This window comes from Streptomyces sp. HUAS MS02 (assembly GCF_055702265.1).
In genome coordinates this window covers 9,163,455-9,178,253 of sequence record NZ_CM146747.1, presented here as the reverse complement: position 1 = coordinate 9,178,253, position 14,799 = coordinate 9,163,455, and the positions used below count along the sequence as shown (strand labels likewise).

Here is a 14,799-nt window from a genome sequence, read left to right as displayed (position 1 = left end):
GATAAACCTGTGACTCGTAACGAGGACTCGTTCACCGTCTGGAAGCACCGCGAGGAGATCGCGGAATCGATGATCCCGATCATCGGGAAGCTGCACCGCGAGCGGGACGTGACGGTTCTGCTGCACAGCCGCTCCCTGGTGAACAAGTCGGTGGTCAGCATCCTGAAGACCCACCGGTTCGCCCGCCAGATCGCCGGCGTGGAGCTCTCGGTCACCGACACCCTGCCGTTCCTCCAGGCCCTCACCACGCTCGACCTCGGTCCCTCGCAGATCGACATCGGCCTGCTCGCCGAGGCCTACCAGGCTGACGACCGGGGACTGTCGGTCGCGGAGTTCACCGCCGAGGCCGTCGCCGGCGCCACCGGCGCCAACAAGATCGAGGGCGGCGAGGGCCGCGACGTCGTCCTCTACGGCTTCGGTCGCATCGGCCGCCTCGTCGCCCGCCTGCTCATCGAGAAGGCCGGCTCCGGCAACGGTCTGCGGCTGCGGGCCATCGTGGTGCGCGGCGGCGGGGGGCGGGCCGCAGAGGACATCGTCAAGCGCGCCTCGCTGCTGCGCCGGGACTCCATCCACGGCCAGTTCCAGGGCACGATCACCGTCGACGAGGCCACCAGCACGATCAACGCCAACGGCAACGAGATCAAGGTGATCTACGCCGGCGACCCGTCCGAGGTCGACTACACCGAGTACGGCATCAAGAACGCCATCCTCATCGACAACACGGGCAAGTGGCGCGACCGCGAGGGCCTGTCGAAGCACCTGCGGCCCGGCATCGACAAGGTCGTGCTGACCGCGCCCGGCAAGGGCGACGTCCCGAACATCGTGCACGGCGTCAACCACCACACGGTCAAGCCGGACGAGCAGATCCTGTCCTGCGCGTCCTGCACCACCAACGCGATCGTGCCGCCGCTGAAGGCGATGGACGACGAGTTCGGTGTGCTGCGCGGTCACGTGGAGACCGTCCACTCGTTCACCAACGACCAGAACCTGCTGGACAATTACCACAAGTCGGACCGGCGTGGCCGCTCCGCGCCGCTCAACATGGTCATCACCGAGACGGGTGCCGCCTCGGCCGTCGCCAAGGCGCTGCCCGACCTGAAGGCGCCGATCACCGGCAGCTCGATCCGCGTCCCCGTCCCGGACGTGTCGATCGCGATCCTCAGCCTGCGCCTCGGCCGCGAGACGGACCGCGAGGAGGTCCTCGACTACCTCCGGGGCGTCTCGCTGACCTCGCCGCTCAAGCGCCAGATCGACTTCACCAACGCGCCCGACTCGGTCTCCAGCGACTTCATCGGCTCCCGCCACGCCTCGATCGTCGACGCCGGTGCCACCAAGGTCGACGGCGACAACGCGATCCTCTACCTCTGGTACGACAACGAGTTCGGCTACTCCTGCCAGGTCATCCGGGTCGTCCAGCACGTCTCCGGGGTGGAGTATCCGACCTACCCGGCGCCGGCGGTCTGATCCACCCGGCCGAGGGGCCTCCCACGTGACACCGGCCGCCCGCCGGGCTTTCCGCCCGGCGGGCGGTTCGCGTTCCACGGAACCCTTCGGAAGGTCTTGAATCGGGCTTGGTCCCCAGCACGGACGACTGCCGCAAGACCTACGAGACCCTCCTCGGCAAGGGCGTCGAGTTCACCGAGGATCCCACCGACCACTTCTGCGTGCGGGGGCGTTGTCAGTGGTGGGCGGCAGGATGGGGGCATGACGACATCAGCTGCAGTGATCGTGGATGCCGCCGCCTACGCACAGGCAGTCGAGGACGCGGTGCGGGCCTCAGCCGCCTACTACACCGGGGGTACGTCGGCGCTGGACGACGACACCTACGACCGGCTCGTGCGCGGCATCGCGGCGTGGGAGGCCGAGCACCCCGATCTGATCCTCCCCGACTCGCCCACCGGCAAGGTCGCCGGTGGCGCGGTCGAGGGGGACGTGCCCCACACGGTGGCGATGCTGAGCCTGGACAACGTGTTCTCGGGCGAGGAGTTCACCGCGTGGACGGCGTCGCTGGCCCGGCGTGTCGGGCACGACGTGGAGCGGTTCAGCGTGGAGCCCAAGCTCGACGGCCTCGCGGTCGCCGCACGCTACACACGGGGCCGGCTCACGCGGTTGATCACCCGTGGCGACGGGACGGCCGGGGAGGACGTCTCGCACGCCATCGGCACCATCGAGGGGCTGCCGGACGAGCTCGCCGAGCCGGTCACGGTGGAGGTGCGGGGCGAAGTCCTCATGACCACCGCCCAGTTCGAGCACGCCAACGAGATACGCACCGAGCACGGCGGGCAGCCGTTCGCGAACCCGCGCAACGCCGCGGCGGGCACCCTGCGCGCCAGGGAGCGTGCCTACACCGTGCCGATGACGTTCTTCGGGTACGGGCTGCTGGCCCTGCCGGGCACGGACGCCGCCGACGCCGACCGGCTGACCGAACTCGCCCACAGCGAGCTGATGTCCCGGGCCGCCGAACTGGGCGTCAACACCACCGCGAGCACGGCCGTGCCCGGTGTCACCGCCGCCTCCGTCGAGGAGGTGCTCGCCCGGGTGACGGAGATCGCCGCGCTGCGGGCCGGGCTGCCCTTCGGGATCGACGGGATCGTCGTCAAGGCCGACCTGGCCGCCGACCAGCGGGCCGCCGGGTCCGGTTCGCGCGCCCCGCGCTGGGCGATCGCCTACAAGCTGCCGGCCGTCGAGAAGATCACGCGGCTGCTGGAGGTGCAGTGGAACGTCGGCCGCACCGGCATCATCGCGCCGCGCGGTGTGCTGGAACCCGTCGAGATCGACGGCTCCACCATCACGTACGCCACCCTGCACAACCCGGCCGACATCACGCGCCGCGACCTGCGGCTGGGCGACCATGTCATGGTGCACCGCGCCGGTGACGTGATCCCCCGCGTGGAGGCGCCCGTCGCCCATCTGCGCACGGGCGAGGAACAGCCCATCGTGTTCCCCGAGGTGTGCCCCAGATGCGGCTCCGGCATCGACACCGGCGAGCAGCGCTGGCGCTGTGAGAACGGCCGCAACTGCCATCTGGTGGCGTCCCTGTCGTACGCCGTCGGCCGCGACCAGCTCGATGTGGAGGGGCTCGGTCACACACGGGTGGTCCAGCTCGTCGAGGCGGGCCTGGTGGCCGACCTCGCGGACCTGTTCGCCCTCACCCGGGAGCAGCTCCTCGGGCTGGAGCGCATGGGGGAGACCAGCACCGACAATCTCCTCGCCGCGCTGGAGACGGCCAAGGGGCGGCCGTTGTCGCGGGTGCTGTGCGCGCTGGGGGTGCGGGGCACCGGACGTTCCATGTCCCGCCGTATCGCCCGCCACTTCGCCACCATGGAGAACATCCGGGCCGCGGACGCCGAGGCCATCCAGCGGGTCGAGGGCATCGGCACCGAGAAGGCCCCGTCGATCGTGGCCGAGCTCGCCGAACTCGCCCCGCTCATCGACAAGCTCGTGGCGGCCGGGGTGAACATGACCGAGCCGGGCGCCACACCTCCCGCGCCGGCCGACGAGGACTCCCCCGACACCGAGAACTCCGCCGCCGAGGAGGGCGCCGGGGCCGCGGGCGGGCCGCTCGCCGGGATGGCCGTGGTGGTCACGGGCGCGATGACCGGCGTCCTGGAGAAGCTCAGCCGCAACCAGATGAACGAACTCGTCGAACGCGCCGGGGGCCGCGCCTCCTCCAGCGTCTCCAAGAGGACGTCCCTGGTCGTCGCGGGGGAGAACGCCGGCTCCAAGCGCGCCAAGGCCGAGGCCCTCGGCATCCGCCTGGCCGACCCGGACGAGTTCGCCGCGCTGGTGGCCGACTTCCTGGACCGACCGGTCGTGACGCCGCGGTGAACGGCGTCACGCGTCGGCGCCTCGGGGTGGCTCGGCGGGCGGTGCCCGTGGCGGCCATCGGCCCTGCGTCTCACAGCCGAAGGATCACGAGGGCCGTGTCGTCGGTGGCGCGGCCGTGGTGGAGGAGGTCGAGGAGCAGGGCGTCGGCGAGCAGCTCGGGAGCGGAGCGGCGATGGCGGGTGAGCGCCTCGGCGAGGCGGCCGAGGCTGGCGTCGATGTCCTCGTCACGGCGTTCGATCAGACCGTCCGTGTAGAGGACCAGGGTGTCGCCCTCGGTGAAGTCGAGGGTGGCCTCGGGGCGGGGGATGTGCTCGGGGCGGGCGCCGAGCGGCGGGTCGGTGGCCCCGTCGAGGAAGACGACCGTGCCGTCACGGCACAGCAGGGCGGGCGGCAGATGGCCGGCGCTGCTGTAGGTGATGGTGTGGGTGTCCCAGTCGACGCAGGTCTGCACGACGGTGGTGTTCTCGGCGCCGTCGACGGAGCGGGCGTACAGGCCGAGCGCGTCCAGTGCCTGGGCGGGACCGTCGGCCACCAGGGACGCGGCGCTCAGCGCGCTGCGGAGTTTGCCCATGACACAGGCGGCGGCCAGACCGTGACCGACCACGTCACCGACGGCGATGCCGACACGGTCGACGCCGGACAGGTCGACCAGGTCGTACCAGTCGCCGCACACGTTCAGGGCGTCCGTCGCCGGCTGGTAGCGGACGGCCGCCCGATGGTCCCCGATCGGGTGGGGCGCTGGCAGCATCGCCTTCTGCAGGGCGAGCGCGACCTCCCGTTCGTGGGCGTGCGCCTCGCGCAGCCGTTCGTTGACCTCCTGCAGCTCCCGCGCCCGGGTGTGAAGCTCGGCCTCCATGACGCGGGCCCGGTCGCCGGGGGCGCGCTCACGGGCGCGGATCAGCTCGGTGACCTCCTCCACCTTGTGGATCAGCAGCACCACCTTCCCGTCGGAGTCGAACACCGGCGCGTTCACGGGGCTCCAGTACCGCTCCTCCCACTCCCCCGGCCGCTCCACCGACTCCACGTCGTAGCGCTGCAACGCCATCGAGTCCCGCTCGCCGGTCTCCACCACGCGGCTGAGCGAGGCCGCCAGGTTCCGCATCCCGCTCGCGGACGGGTCCTGGGGATTGTCGGGGAAGACGTCGAAGAGGTACCGGTTCACCACCTGCTCGCGGGTGCGCCCCGACATCCGTAGAAACTCCTCGTTCGCGTCCGCGTACACCAGCTCGGGTGTCAGCAGCGCCACCATGCCCGGCAGTGCCTGGAACACCGCCGCGTAGTCGATCGCCGTATCCGCCATGGTCGCCGCCTCAGCGTCCGTCGCCAGCCTGTGATCTCCACCATAGGAGCCGAGAGCCGGGTGAGCGCGGTTCTCGTTCCAGGAGAACGGCCCGGTCACGCATGGTTGCACGAGCGACGACACAACGTCGCGGGTGCCCGATCCCTGATCGACGACGGACAGTCGCACTCGGGCGCCGGCCGTGCGGCCCGCGCTCAGCATGGCTGCCGCCACACCCCCAGCTCCAGTCGTTTGACCATGGAGGAGAGCCCGAGCCTGCGGGACTCCGCGCAGAAGCGGCTCCTGGGTTCGGTGTACTCCACGTGGAACACCGCCTTGCCGGCCTCGATGAAGGGCGAGAGCCGCGCGCATTCGTCGTACTGGGCGCACTCCTCGTTGACCGCGAAGTCGAAGTCGGCCAGCAGCTGGGGTATCTGGGGCAGGTCGTTCTTCAGGCCCACCGCCAGGCCGCGCTCGTGGGCGATGTCCGCGATCATGCGGTTGTAGGTCAGCTGGTCGCGCGCGGTGAGGGGGAAGCCGGTGTCGTCGCCGTAGCCCTCCATCAGGTCGGGCTCCACCGCGTCGAAGCCCTTGTCCCGGCACATGTCGAAGCGGCGTTCCATGAGGGGCCGCAGGACGTCGACCTGCCGTATGTCCAGCCAGCGTTCGCCCGCCCAGCCGTTCTCCTCGCCGAGCAGCGAGCGCGGGAAGGCGTCCTTGTCGGGCCGGAAGTCCTCCCAGGCGCCGACGTTGATGTAGCAGATGACCTTGCGGCCGTCCCGGTGCAGCCGGGCCACGTCCTCGGCGGAGTTCTCGAAGCCGTCGATGTCGTAGACGGGGACGTCCGCCGAGGGGTCGACCCTGCCGTCCAGCTGCCACTGCCAAGCGAGACCGGGCCGGGGTTTCCAACGCGGCCCGGACGTGGACTCGTTGTCCGGCTCGGAGTCGCCGCAGCCCGCCAGGGCCGAGGCCACCAGGGCTGCCAGCAGTGCCGCGTACGCGAACGTCGGCCTCCTCATCGGTCCGTCCCGGTGAGAGCGGGCGTCAACTGGGCCCAGGGGTTGGGAGGTTCCCCGGTCACCGGGCCGCAGACGGCGGCACCCCGGTCGTGCGCGGTGCGCACGGCGAGCGGGACGAGGGCCTCGGGGACGCCGTAGACGAGGTGACAGAGCCGCTCGGGCGGGTGGCGGGCGGCCCAGGCGGGCCGGCTGAACGCCGACACGTACGTCGACCAGTGGCCCTCGAAGGTGACGGTCAGGTCGGCGAGACGGGCGTATCCCGGGGCCGGGTGGACCCCGGGGTTGAGGACGACGGTGGCGGCGCCGAGCCGGCGGACGGCACGGACGAGCCTGCGGCAGTCGGGCAGGCCGTCCGGGGTGGCCGTCACCTGGTCGAGGAAGCAGCCGTCGGCCGCGTACCACTCCCGGTGACGGCGTACGTCGTCGGCGATCTCGGCGCGGTCGCGCACCCCGTAGTCGGTGTCGACGTAGCCGAGCAGCCGGGCCCCGGCCGCGCGCAGGGCCCCGGCCGCCGCGGTGAACGCGGGGTCGGGGACGTCGCCGGGGCCGTTCGCGGGGTTGAGGACGACGGCGTAGGTGCGGGGCGCCGCCGTGATCAGCCGGTGCCAGGCGCCCGGGTCCTCGGCCGGGTGGACGTAGAGCGGGATCAGCAGACTCACGACGTACGGTCACCTTTCTCGCCGCCCCCGCCGTTGTCTTCCCGTCCGCTCTCCCACAGCGCGGTGAGCGCGTCGTCCAGGCTGTGGGCCGGACGCCAGCCGAGGGCCGCCTCGGCGGCGGTGATGTCGGAGCACTGCCACGACACCTCCGCCGACCGGACCGACCCGGCCGGGTGAGCGTCGGCCGCACGCCCGGCCGTCGCGTTCTCCGTGATCCGCCCTCGGAAGCCGGCCTTCTCGGACAGGAGCCGGACCAGGGTGCGGACCGGGACGGCTCGGCCGCCGGAGATGTTGAGGACGGGCGGCAGCGGGCCGGGGGCCGTGGCGGCGAGGACGACCGCTCGGGTGACGTCGCGGACGTCGACGAAGTCGCGGTACGCGGAGAGGTCGCCCAGGGGCAGGACCGCGTCGGGGTCGGAGCCGGCGCTGCGGAGGAGCGTGGCGATGCGGCCGGGGAGGCCGGTCGGGGGTGCCCCGGGGCCGACCGGGTTGCCGACCCGCAGCACCAGCGCGTCCAGGCCGGAGGTGGTGACGGCGACCGTGCCCGCGAGCTTGGTCGCGCCGTAGGGGGCGACCGGACGGGTGGCCGCCGATTCGGTCACCCGCACGTCCGCGACGCCGGGCCCGTACTCGGCTGCCGAGCCCAGGTGCACCAGCCGGGCGCCGGGCGCGGCATCGCGGAGCGCCGCACACAGGACGGCGGCGCCCCTGGCGTTGACCTCGGCGAGGGTGACGGGGTCGCCGCCGGTCGCGCCCGCGCAGTTGACCACGGTGTCGGGCGCGGCCGATGCCAGGGTCTTCGCCAGGTCCGTACGGCTGACCGTCGCGAGGTCGACGGCGTGGTCGGCGGTCGGCGCACGGCCGCCGCCGAGGACCAGCGCGCCCGGCAGGCAGCGCAGCCCCTCGACGACATGGGTGCCCAGATAGCCGGTGAAACCCAGGACGAGAATGCGCATGTGGTGCTCAGGCTCCCTTGAGCAGAAGCGACTTGCGGGTGGTGAACTCGGCGTTGGCCCGGTCGTAGTCGTCCGGTCGGCCTATGTCCAGCCAGTACCCGTCGAAGTCGTAGGCGTGCGGCTGGTTCTGAGCTCTTATCAGGTCCAGGACCAACTCGTCGAAGCCCAGCGGCAGTCCGGGGGTGTAGCCCTCCAGGGTGGAGCGGGAGACGCCGTAGACGCCCATGGAGACGCGGTAGTCCATGCTCGGCTTCTCGGTGAAGGCGACGACCTTGCTGTCGTGCGTGGTCAGGACACCGAAGTCGATGTGGACCTCGCGGGTGTAGGTGGCGATGGTGAGCGGCGCCCCGGAATCCCGGTGTCGGCGCAGGACGTCGGCGTAGTCGAGGTCGGTGAGGATGTCGCCGTTCATCACGAGGAACGACTCGGGCAGCTTCTCGCGCAGGTTGAGCAGCGGGCCCATGGTGCCCAGCGGACTCTCCTCGGGGGCGTAGTCGACGGTCAGGCCCCACTGCGAGCCGTCGCCGACGTAGGCACGGATGATCTCGCCGAGGTGACCGATGGCGATGGTGACGTGGGTGAAGCCGGCCGTGGAGAGCTGGCGCAGCACGATCTCCAGGATGGCGTGCTGGTCGCCGATGGGGACGAGCGGCTTCGGCAGCGCGGTCGTGTAGGGCCGCAGCCGGACGCCCTTGCCTCCCGCCAGGATCACTGCGTGCATGGTGCTCCTCCTTCATGCTTCGTGCCGTGCGTGGACGGGAGTCAGATGTTGTAGATGCCGGTCTTGTAGCGGGCGAGGTTGGCCGGGTCGCGGAAGAACTCCACGGTGTGCGCGAGGCCCTCTTCCAGGGTGTGGGCGGGCTGCCAGCCGGTGGCGGCGGTCAGCCGGCCCGCGTCCGCGACCAGCCGCATGACCTCGGAGTTCGCGGGCCGGATGCGTGCCTCGTCCTCGCGGACGTCGAGTTCGCGGTCCATGACCTTGCCGATCAGCGCGACGAGGTCGCCGACGGATATCTCGCCCCCGGTGCCGGCGTTGAAGGTGCGGCCCACGACCTTGTCGGCGGGCGCGGTGCCGACGGCCAGGAACGCCTGGGCGGTGTCCTTGACGAAGGTGAAGTCCCGGGTGGGGCGCAGGTCGCCGAGGGTGATGGTGCGCTCCCCCGCCGCGACCTGCCCGATCACCGTGGGGATCACCGCGCGCATCGACTGGCGGGGCCCGAAGGTGTTGAACGGCCGCAGGGTCACGACGGGGGTGTCGAAGCTCGCGTGGTAGCTGTCGGCGAGCCGGTCGCCGCCCGCCTTCGAGGCCGCGTACGGGGACTGGGTGTTGATGGGGTGGTCCTCGGTGATCGGCACGGTCCGCGCGGTGCCGTAGGTCTCGCTGGTGGAGGTGTGCACCAGGCGGGGTGTGCCGAGGGTTCTGACGGCCTCCAGCACGTTGAGGGTGCCGGTGACGTTGGTGTCCACGTAGCTGTGCGGCGCCTGGTAGGAGTACGGGATCGCGATGAGGGCGGCCAGGTGGTACGCGGTGTCGGCGCCGTCGAGGAGGCCGCGGACCGAGCCGGGGTCGCGGACGTCGCCGAGGACGATCTCGACCTGGTCGAGGGCGTCCGGGTGCAGGGTCTCCAGCCAGCCGTAGGAGGAGAAGGAGTTGTACTGGGCCATGGCCCGGACCCGGTGTCCGGAGGCGACGAGCGCCTCGGTCAGGTGCGAGCCGATGAAGCCCTCGGCTCCGGTGACGGCGGCGAGCGGTGCGGAGGTCAACTGGTGTGTCCTTCCGGTCGGTCGGTTGTGTGGGGGGTGGCACGTGGGGGGGTGCGGTGGTCGTGGTGAGCACGGGGCTCAGGCGTGCGGCGCGGGGCGGCCGAGCAGCCGCAGCGCGCACGCCGACAGACAGAGCGCGGCGGCGGCGCAGCACAGGGGCAGCGCCAGGTCGCCCGGTGGCAGGCGCAGCAGGGTGACCGTCCCGGCGGCGCCGGCGGCCGCGAGACAGATGGCGGCCGACGGCCAGGCCGCCCCGAAGGCCTGCAGCAGCAGCGCGGTCCACAGGACGGCGGCCAGCAGCAGCAGCGGGACGGGGTCGGCGTCGGTGAGCAGGGCCGCGGGCAGCAGCGGCAGCAGGTAGGCGAGCAGGCAGAGGCCGAGGATCCCGGCCGAGCGCAACAGGAACCCGGCGGGGGTCGCGACGGCGCGCAGCGCGGAGACGGACAGTCCCCGGTAGCGGTGGAGCAGCCATTCCGCCGGGCCCATGCTCACCGTCAGCACGATCACCGCGTACGGCTCCTGCCGGCCCTCCAGCAGTACGAGGACGCCGGCGGCCAGTCCGAAGAGGCCGTACGGCAGGGACCACAGCGGGCGGGGGCGGCGGGCGTCCGGGACGGCCGGTGCGGCGAGGGTGGTCCGCAGGGTCCGGCCGGTGGCGGCGAGGGTGGCGAGCAGGGCGAGGAGGGGCAGTCCGGCGCGGAGCCACGGTCCCGGTTCCCACCAGGGGAGGACGGCGGCCCCGGCGATCAACGGGCTGAGCGCGGCGAGGAGTTGGCGTTCCCGCCCGAGGACCAGCAGGACGCCGGCCGCCGCGAGGTACGCGGACTGTGCGGCGGCCACCAGGGTCACGGGTCCGCCGTCGGCGGGCAGTGCGGAGACGGCCGTGGCGAGCAGCGCTCCGACGGGCGCGCCGGTCAGGAGCGTACGGCCCGCTTCGCGTGGCCCGGCCGCCATCCGCAGATGGGCACGGTGGCCGAGGGCCTGGCCCCAGGCCCAGGAGACGAGTCCCGCCACGATGAGCGCCGGGGCGTGCGCGCCGGGGTTCCACAGCGGGGCGGTCAGCAGATAGGCGAGGCCGGGCAGGGCGAAGAGGACGCCCCGCAGCAGGCAGCGCACGGTGTCCGGGCGCCAGGGGTCGACGCCCGGCGCGGGTTCGGGGAACGTCCTCGGCACCCGTTCGTACAGGGCCGATGCCAGCGAGAACAGGTTCGGGTGGCCGTAGCGTTCCTTGATGAGGGAGGCGGACAGGCCCTCCGCCTCCAGCAGGGCGGCCACTTCGTACGGGTGGACGGCGGGGCCGACGCGGTCGGCCAGTTCGGCGGCGAGTGCGTTGACCGCGTCCTCGTCCGGGCCCTGGTGCGGGAGCCGGATGGTGAGGGTGGTGTCGTCGCCGAGGGCCCAGCTGGGGCGGCGGCGCGGGCGGCGCCGGTCGGCCAGCCTGATGGCGAGGGTGTCCTGTTCGACGCCGCCGGGTTCGAGTGACAGGGGGCCGCTCATCCGGCCACCGTGCTGATCGGGGCGGGCGTCGGCGCCGGGATGTCGACGGTCGCCGATCGCCTTTCCAGGGTGGGCAGTTCGAGGTAGATGGAGCGGAAGGTGTCGATGGTCCGGCGGAGGGTGAACTGCTCGATCACCCGGAGCCGGGCCGCCTCCCCCATGGCCCGGCGGCGCGCCGGGTCGCCCAGCAGCTCCAGCGCGGCCTTCGCCATCGCCTCCGGGTCGCGCGGCGGCACCACGAGCCCGCTGTCGCCGACGGCCTCGCGTACACCGCCCACGTCGGTGGAGACGGTGGCCCGACCGCAGGACATGGCCTCGATGAGGGTGAAGGGGAAGCCTTCGCTGATGCTGGAGAGCATGACGACGTTGCCGGCGGCGTAGGCGTCCTTGATGTCGTCGACGCGGCCCTCGAAGGTGACGGCGTCGCCGTGGCCCAGTTCGGCGGCGAGGGCCTCGCAGCGCTCCCGGTAGGCCTCGCCGCCGCGTGGTGTCCCGCCGAACAACCGCAGTCGCGCGCCCGGGAGTTCCGCCCTGACGAGGGCGAACGCCCGGATGAGGGTCTCCAGGTCCTTGATGGGGTCGACGCGGCCCGCCCAGCTGAGGGTGGGCGTCCCCGGTTCGGGCCCGGCGGGCGGGAACGCGGCGGGGTCGACGCCGTTGTAGACGGTACGGATCGACTCGGGGTCGGCGCCGCCCTGTTCCTCCCAGAGCCGGTTGTAGCGGTTGCCCGGGGTGATCAGGGCGGCCCGCCGGTAGGTCTCCTCGGCGAGGAGGCGGAAGAAGCCGAGGACGACCGCCTTCACGGGCCAGCGGTAGGGGGCGGTGCGGTAGCCGAGGTAGCGCTCGCGCAGATAGACGCCGTGTTCGGTCAGCAGCAGGGGGACGCCGTGCCGTTCGAGGGCGGTGAGGCCCGGCAGGACGGCGACACCACCGCTGACGGCGTGCGCGACGCCGGTCTCGGGAGCCGGTGCGGCGAGCGGGCGCAGGGCGTGTTCGAGCAGGGAGGTCGCGGTGAGCGCGTCGTGCAGCGTGGGGCGGGCCTCGCGGACGGCGAGGCCGGGGCGGTTCCAGACGGCGGTCAGCTGGGCGATGGCCCGGTCCGAGCGCAGGAAGGGGCTGAGCGTGCCGTCCCCGGCTGCCCGGGCCAGCTCGTACAGGGCGGGCGCGAAGCCGTCCTCGGCCCCCGGGTCGAGCAGGGCGGTGAGGAACCGCTCGTAGGCGCCGACGAGCCGGTGACGGGCACGGCCCCGGGGCGCGCGGCCCTCGGGCGGGTCGCCCCACATGGGGACCGACAGCACACGGACGACGTGTGCGGGCAGGTCCCAGACGAGGGGTTCGCGTCCGGTGCCGGTGACGGCGATGACGTCGAAGTCGAGGTCCGGCATGCCCTGGACGAGTTGGTCGCACCAGACGCTGACGCCGCCGTGACTGTGGGGATAGGTGCCTTCGGTGAGGAGGGTGACGCGCGCCGCGCCGAGTCGGCGCGCGTCGTGCGGAACGGGCATCGGTGTGCTCCACGGCCGTGGTGTGGGGTGTTTCCTGCCGGTCCCGCCCGGGGTGGTGCGGCCGGGACGGCTCGATGGGCGGGTGCCGCGAGTCAGTCGCCCGCGGTGGTGGAGTCCGAGGTGACGGAGTCCGCGGTGTACGGCACTCTCTTGCTCACGCCCGCGGGAACTCGGGTGTCCGGTGCGGGGCCCGTGGTCTCGACGGGCCCGGTGGCGTCGGCGGCCGAGGGGCCGGCGGAGGCGGGCAGGCCGAGGGAGAGGGGGGCGCCCGTGGAGGGGGTCCAGCCGGAGACGGCGCCCGCGTAGGCGTCGCCGAAGGCGGAACCGGCGAGGGTGGTGCCGGTGGGCGCGGTGACGGTGACCGCCAGGCCGTCCGGTGCCTCGACGGTGACGGTGTCGCCGATGCGGTGGGCGGTGACGTCACCGGCCTGCAGCGCGGCCTGCCAGGCGGCCCTGCGGCGGAGTTCGGCGCCGATGTCCTTCATCCGCAGGTTGACCACGGGGGTGTCCTCGGCGAACAGGGCCGCGTAGCCGTCGAGGACGCCATTGAGCACCGGGTAGGCGATGCGGTCCTCGGCGAGGTTCGACTGGTGGATGAAGTGCGGCTTGGGGTCGCCGGCGAGGACGTGGCCGAGGGCGATCCGCTTCTCCAGCGGCACGACGACCTCTTCGTACCCGGTGGCCGGGTCCAGCGGTGCGGTGAGGCAGGTGGTGGTGGCGGGGTTGTCCTCGCAGATGCCGCTGCCGCCCTGGGCGCGGCTGGTGTAGATCCAGTTGTACTCGTCGACCTGTTCGGCCGCGCGGCCGGCGTTGTAGAAGACGTTCATCGGGTGGCGGGGCACGGTCGTGGCGGAACCGACCTGCCGCTGGACGGGCTCGCGGGAGTTGTCGGAGCCGAGCCAGGTGATGTCGTTGTCGTCGAGGGCGAGCGCCAGGTTGGGGTTGTCCGCGGGCTGTTGCGGCAGCACTTTCATGCCGGAGTGTTCGCCGGTGACCAACTCGCCGTCCTCCAGGGGGAGTCCGGCCGTCTCGCCCCAGACGCGGTTGGTGGCGATCTCGTCGGAGATGTCGTTGCGGCTCACCCACCGGGTGGAGCCGTCGGCTTCGGTCGCGCATCGCCAGGGGACCACGCTGGTGTCCTGGACGCAGCCGAGGAAGGGGTGCGAGTAGGTGTGGTTGATCCAGCGGAAGCGGTTGCGCTCCGCGACGAACCGGTCGGTGAGGGCGTCGTCGCCGTTGTTGTCCTCGCGGTGGTCGACGCTGCCGGCGCCGTTGTAGGCGAGGTCGAGGGTGAAGCCCTTGGCGGTCTGCCAGGCGGTGGCGTGGTCGACGTCGTCCGGGGTCATGCGGATGGGGTCGGGCTCGACGTTCGGGTCGGCGCAGTCGACGTCGCCGGGGGTGCAGTTGAGTTCGGTGTTCCAGCGGTCGTCGGCGGCGAACACGTCGTCCACGTGCACGGCGAAGTAGTTCCGCGTGGCGCCCAGGTGCACCCCGCCGGTCATCCACTCGACGATGCCGCGGGCGAGCAGCCGGAACTGCTGCTGGTACTGGTTGTACACGAAGGTGACGACGAGTTCGCGCCGCCCGTCGTGGCGGTACTCGCCCACCAGGCTGCCGCGCGTGGACTGGCCGGGGATCGGCGCGTCGACGTAGGACGTGAAGTCGGCGCCCGCCACCGGTCTCGACAGATAGCCGTAACTCTCGCCGACGGCGGGGTCGTTGTCCTCGAAGGGCACCGCGCCGTCGAGGTAGCCGAAGGGTCCCGCTTTCCCGGCGTCGGTCACCTGGGCCTCGGCGCCGTCGAGGCCGCCGGAGTAGCCGCCGTACACCGGGTACTGCAAACCGGCTTCTGGACGCGCGTAGGTGTACGCGTCGACCTGGGGGATCGCGTACGTGCGCTCGTACTCCGCGAGCGCCGTCATCTCGGTGGAGCCGGCCGGGAACGGATTGTCGTTGGGCAGCACGACCGCCTGGTACTTGGCACGCGGGCGGCCGTCGAGGGTGTCCGCGAGGAAGCCGGCGTCGATCACGGGCCGGTCGGAACTCGTCAGGTCGATCTCGGTGTACGGCGTGCCCGCGGTGGTGAGTTCGGCGGCTATCGCGTCGGTGGACGGGCCACCGTCGCTGACCACCAGGACCCGCAGATCGATGCGGGGTGCGGGGTCGTCGGCGTGGGCCGGACCGGCGGGCAGGCCGAGCGCGGCGATGAGCGCGCCCACCGTGAGCACGGTGGTGCGTGAAGTCCGCTTCATGCGGTGAAGTCCCCTCCCCGGGCAGGGGTGAGCACGCCTC

The 14,799-nt window shown here is 72.3% G+C and carries 11 protein-coding genes and 1 pseudogene; 3 read left to right on the top strand and 9 right to left on the bottom strand.

Translation table 11 applies throughout. The features are described 5' to 3' along the window. The first annotated feature begins 9 nt into the window (after window positions 1-9). The 3 genes and pseudogenes from ACZ9QC_RS39610 to ligA all read left to right on the top strand — a co-directional run bounded on the left by ACZ9QC_RS39610 (window position 10) and on the right by ligA (window position 3,828). Window positions 10-1,464, top strand: a complete 1,455-nt coding sequence (locus ACZ9QC_RS39610; RefSeq protein ID WP_472917529.1) for a glyceraldehyde-3-phosphate dehydrogenase — start codon at window positions 10-12, stop codon at window positions 1,462-1,464. Between the two features lie 107 nt (window positions 1,465-1,571). Beyond that, window positions 1,572-1,655 (top strand): annotated as a pseudogene (locus tag ACZ9QC_RS39605) (VOC family protein); the annotation flags it as partial. A 49-nt stretch (window positions 1,656-1,704) separates the two neighbouring features. Beyond that, on the top strand, window positions 1,705-3,828 hold the full coding sequence (gene ligA, locus ACZ9QC_RS39600; RefSeq protein WP_472917528.1) for an NAD-dependent DNA ligase LigA: 2,124 nt from the start codon (window positions 1,705-1,707) through the stop codon (window positions 3,826-3,828). 70 nt (window positions 3,829-3,898) lie between these two features. On the opposite strand, the gene ACZ9QC_RS39595 is transcribed toward ligA, so the two are convergent. From ACZ9QC_RS39595 to ACZ9QC_RS39555, 9 genes are all read right to left on the bottom strand, one after another. Further along, a complete protein-coding gene (locus tag ACZ9QC_RS39595) occupies window positions 3,899-5,128 on the bottom strand; it encodes a PP2C family protein-serine/threonine phosphatase (RefSeq protein ID WP_472917527.1) in 1,230 nt (409 codons plus the stop codon). Between the two features lie 194 nt (window positions 5,129-5,322). Then, window positions 5,323-6,126 (bottom strand): endo alpha-1,4 polygalactosaminidase, encoded by an 804-nt coding sequence (locus tag ACZ9QC_RS39590; RefSeq protein WP_472917526.1) that lies wholly within the window; start codon window positions 6,124-6,126, stop codon window positions 5,323-5,325. Further along, the gene (locus ACZ9QC_RS39585; protein ID WP_472917525.1) at window positions 6,123-6,785 is read right to left on the bottom strand and encodes a spherulation-specific family 4 protein; all 663 of its coding nucleotides are present in this window, start codon (window positions 6,783-6,785) and stop codon (window positions 6,123-6,125) included. The genes ACZ9QC_RS39590 and ACZ9QC_RS39585 overlap by 4 nt, the downstream gene beginning before the upstream one ends. Next, window positions 6,782-7,741: an NAD-dependent epimerase/dehydratase family protein gene (locus ACZ9QC_RS39580; RefSeq protein ID WP_472917524.1), complete on the bottom strand. Its 960-nt coding sequence runs from the start codon at window positions 7,739-7,741 to the stop codon at window positions 6,782-6,784. The genes ACZ9QC_RS39585 and ACZ9QC_RS39580 overlap by 4 nt, the downstream gene beginning before the upstream one ends. A gap of 7 nt (window positions 7,742-7,748) precedes the next feature. Beyond that, window positions 7,749-8,462: a nucleotidyltransferase family protein gene (locus tag ACZ9QC_RS39575; protein ID WP_472917523.1), complete on the bottom strand. Its 714-nt coding sequence runs from the start codon at window positions 8,460-8,462 to the stop codon at window positions 7,749-7,751. A 41-nt stretch (window positions 8,463-8,503) separates the two neighbouring features. Further along, complete coding sequence (locus ACZ9QC_RS39570) at window positions 8,504-9,505, bottom strand: GDP-mannose 4,6-dehydratase (RefSeq protein ID WP_472917522.1); 1,002 nt, start codon at window positions 9,503-9,505, stop codon at window positions 8,504-8,506. Window positions 9,506-9,583: 78 nt separating this feature from the next. Continuing rightward, window positions 9,584-11,002: a hypothetical protein gene (locus ACZ9QC_RS39565; protein WP_472917521.1), complete on the bottom strand. Its 1,419-nt coding sequence runs from the start codon at window positions 11,000-11,002 to the stop codon at window positions 9,584-9,586. Continuing rightward, a complete protein-coding gene (gene pelF / locus ACZ9QC_RS39560; protein ID WP_472917520.1) occupies window positions 10,999-12,507 on the bottom strand; it encodes a GT4 family glycosyltransferase PelF in 1,509 nt (502 codons plus the stop codon). Before pelF ends, ACZ9QC_RS39565 begins: the two co-directional genes overlap by 4 nt. A 92-nt stretch (window positions 12,508-12,599) precedes the next feature. Continuing rightward, window positions 12,600-14,759 (bottom strand): hypothetical protein, encoded by a 2,160-nt coding sequence (locus ACZ9QC_RS39555; protein ID WP_472917519.1) that lies wholly within the window; start codon window positions 14,757-14,759, stop codon window positions 12,600-12,602. Window positions 14,760-14,799: the final 40 nt, after the last annotated feature.

Excerpts from the sequence above, each read along its gene's own strand:
- ligA (WP_472917528.1), top strand. The coding sequence starts at position 1,705 with ATGACGACATCAGCTGCAGTGATCGTGGATGCCGCCGCCTACGCACAG.
- ACZ9QC_RS39575 (WP_472917523.1), bottom strand. The coding sequence starts at position 8,462 with ATGCACGCAGTGATCCTGGCGGGAGGCAAGGGCGTCCGGCTGCGGCCC.
- pelF (WP_472917520.1), bottom strand. The coding sequence starts at position 12,507 with ATGCCCGTTCCGCACGACGCGCGCCGACTCGGCGCGGCGCGCGTCACC.
- ACZ9QC_RS39580 (WP_472917524.1), bottom strand. The coding sequence starts at position 7,741 with ATGCGCATTCTCGTCCTGGGTTTCACCGGCTATCTGGGCACCCATGTC.
- ACZ9QC_RS39555 (WP_472917519.1), bottom strand. The coding sequence starts at position 14,759 with ATGAAGCGGACTTCACGCACCACCGTGCTCACGGTGGGCGCGCTCATC.
- ACZ9QC_RS39565 (WP_472917521.1), bottom strand. The coding sequence starts at position 11,002 with ATGAGCGGCCCCCTGTCACTCGAACCCGGCGGCGTCGAACAGGACACC.
- ACZ9QC_RS39595 (WP_472917527.1), bottom strand. The coding sequence starts at position 5,128 with ATGGCGGATACGGCGATCGACTACGCGGCGGTGTTCCAGGCACTGCCG.
- ACZ9QC_RS39590 (WP_472917526.1), bottom strand. The coding sequence starts at position 6,126 with ATGAGGAGGCCGACGTTCGCGTACGCGGCACTGCTGGCAGCCCTGGTG.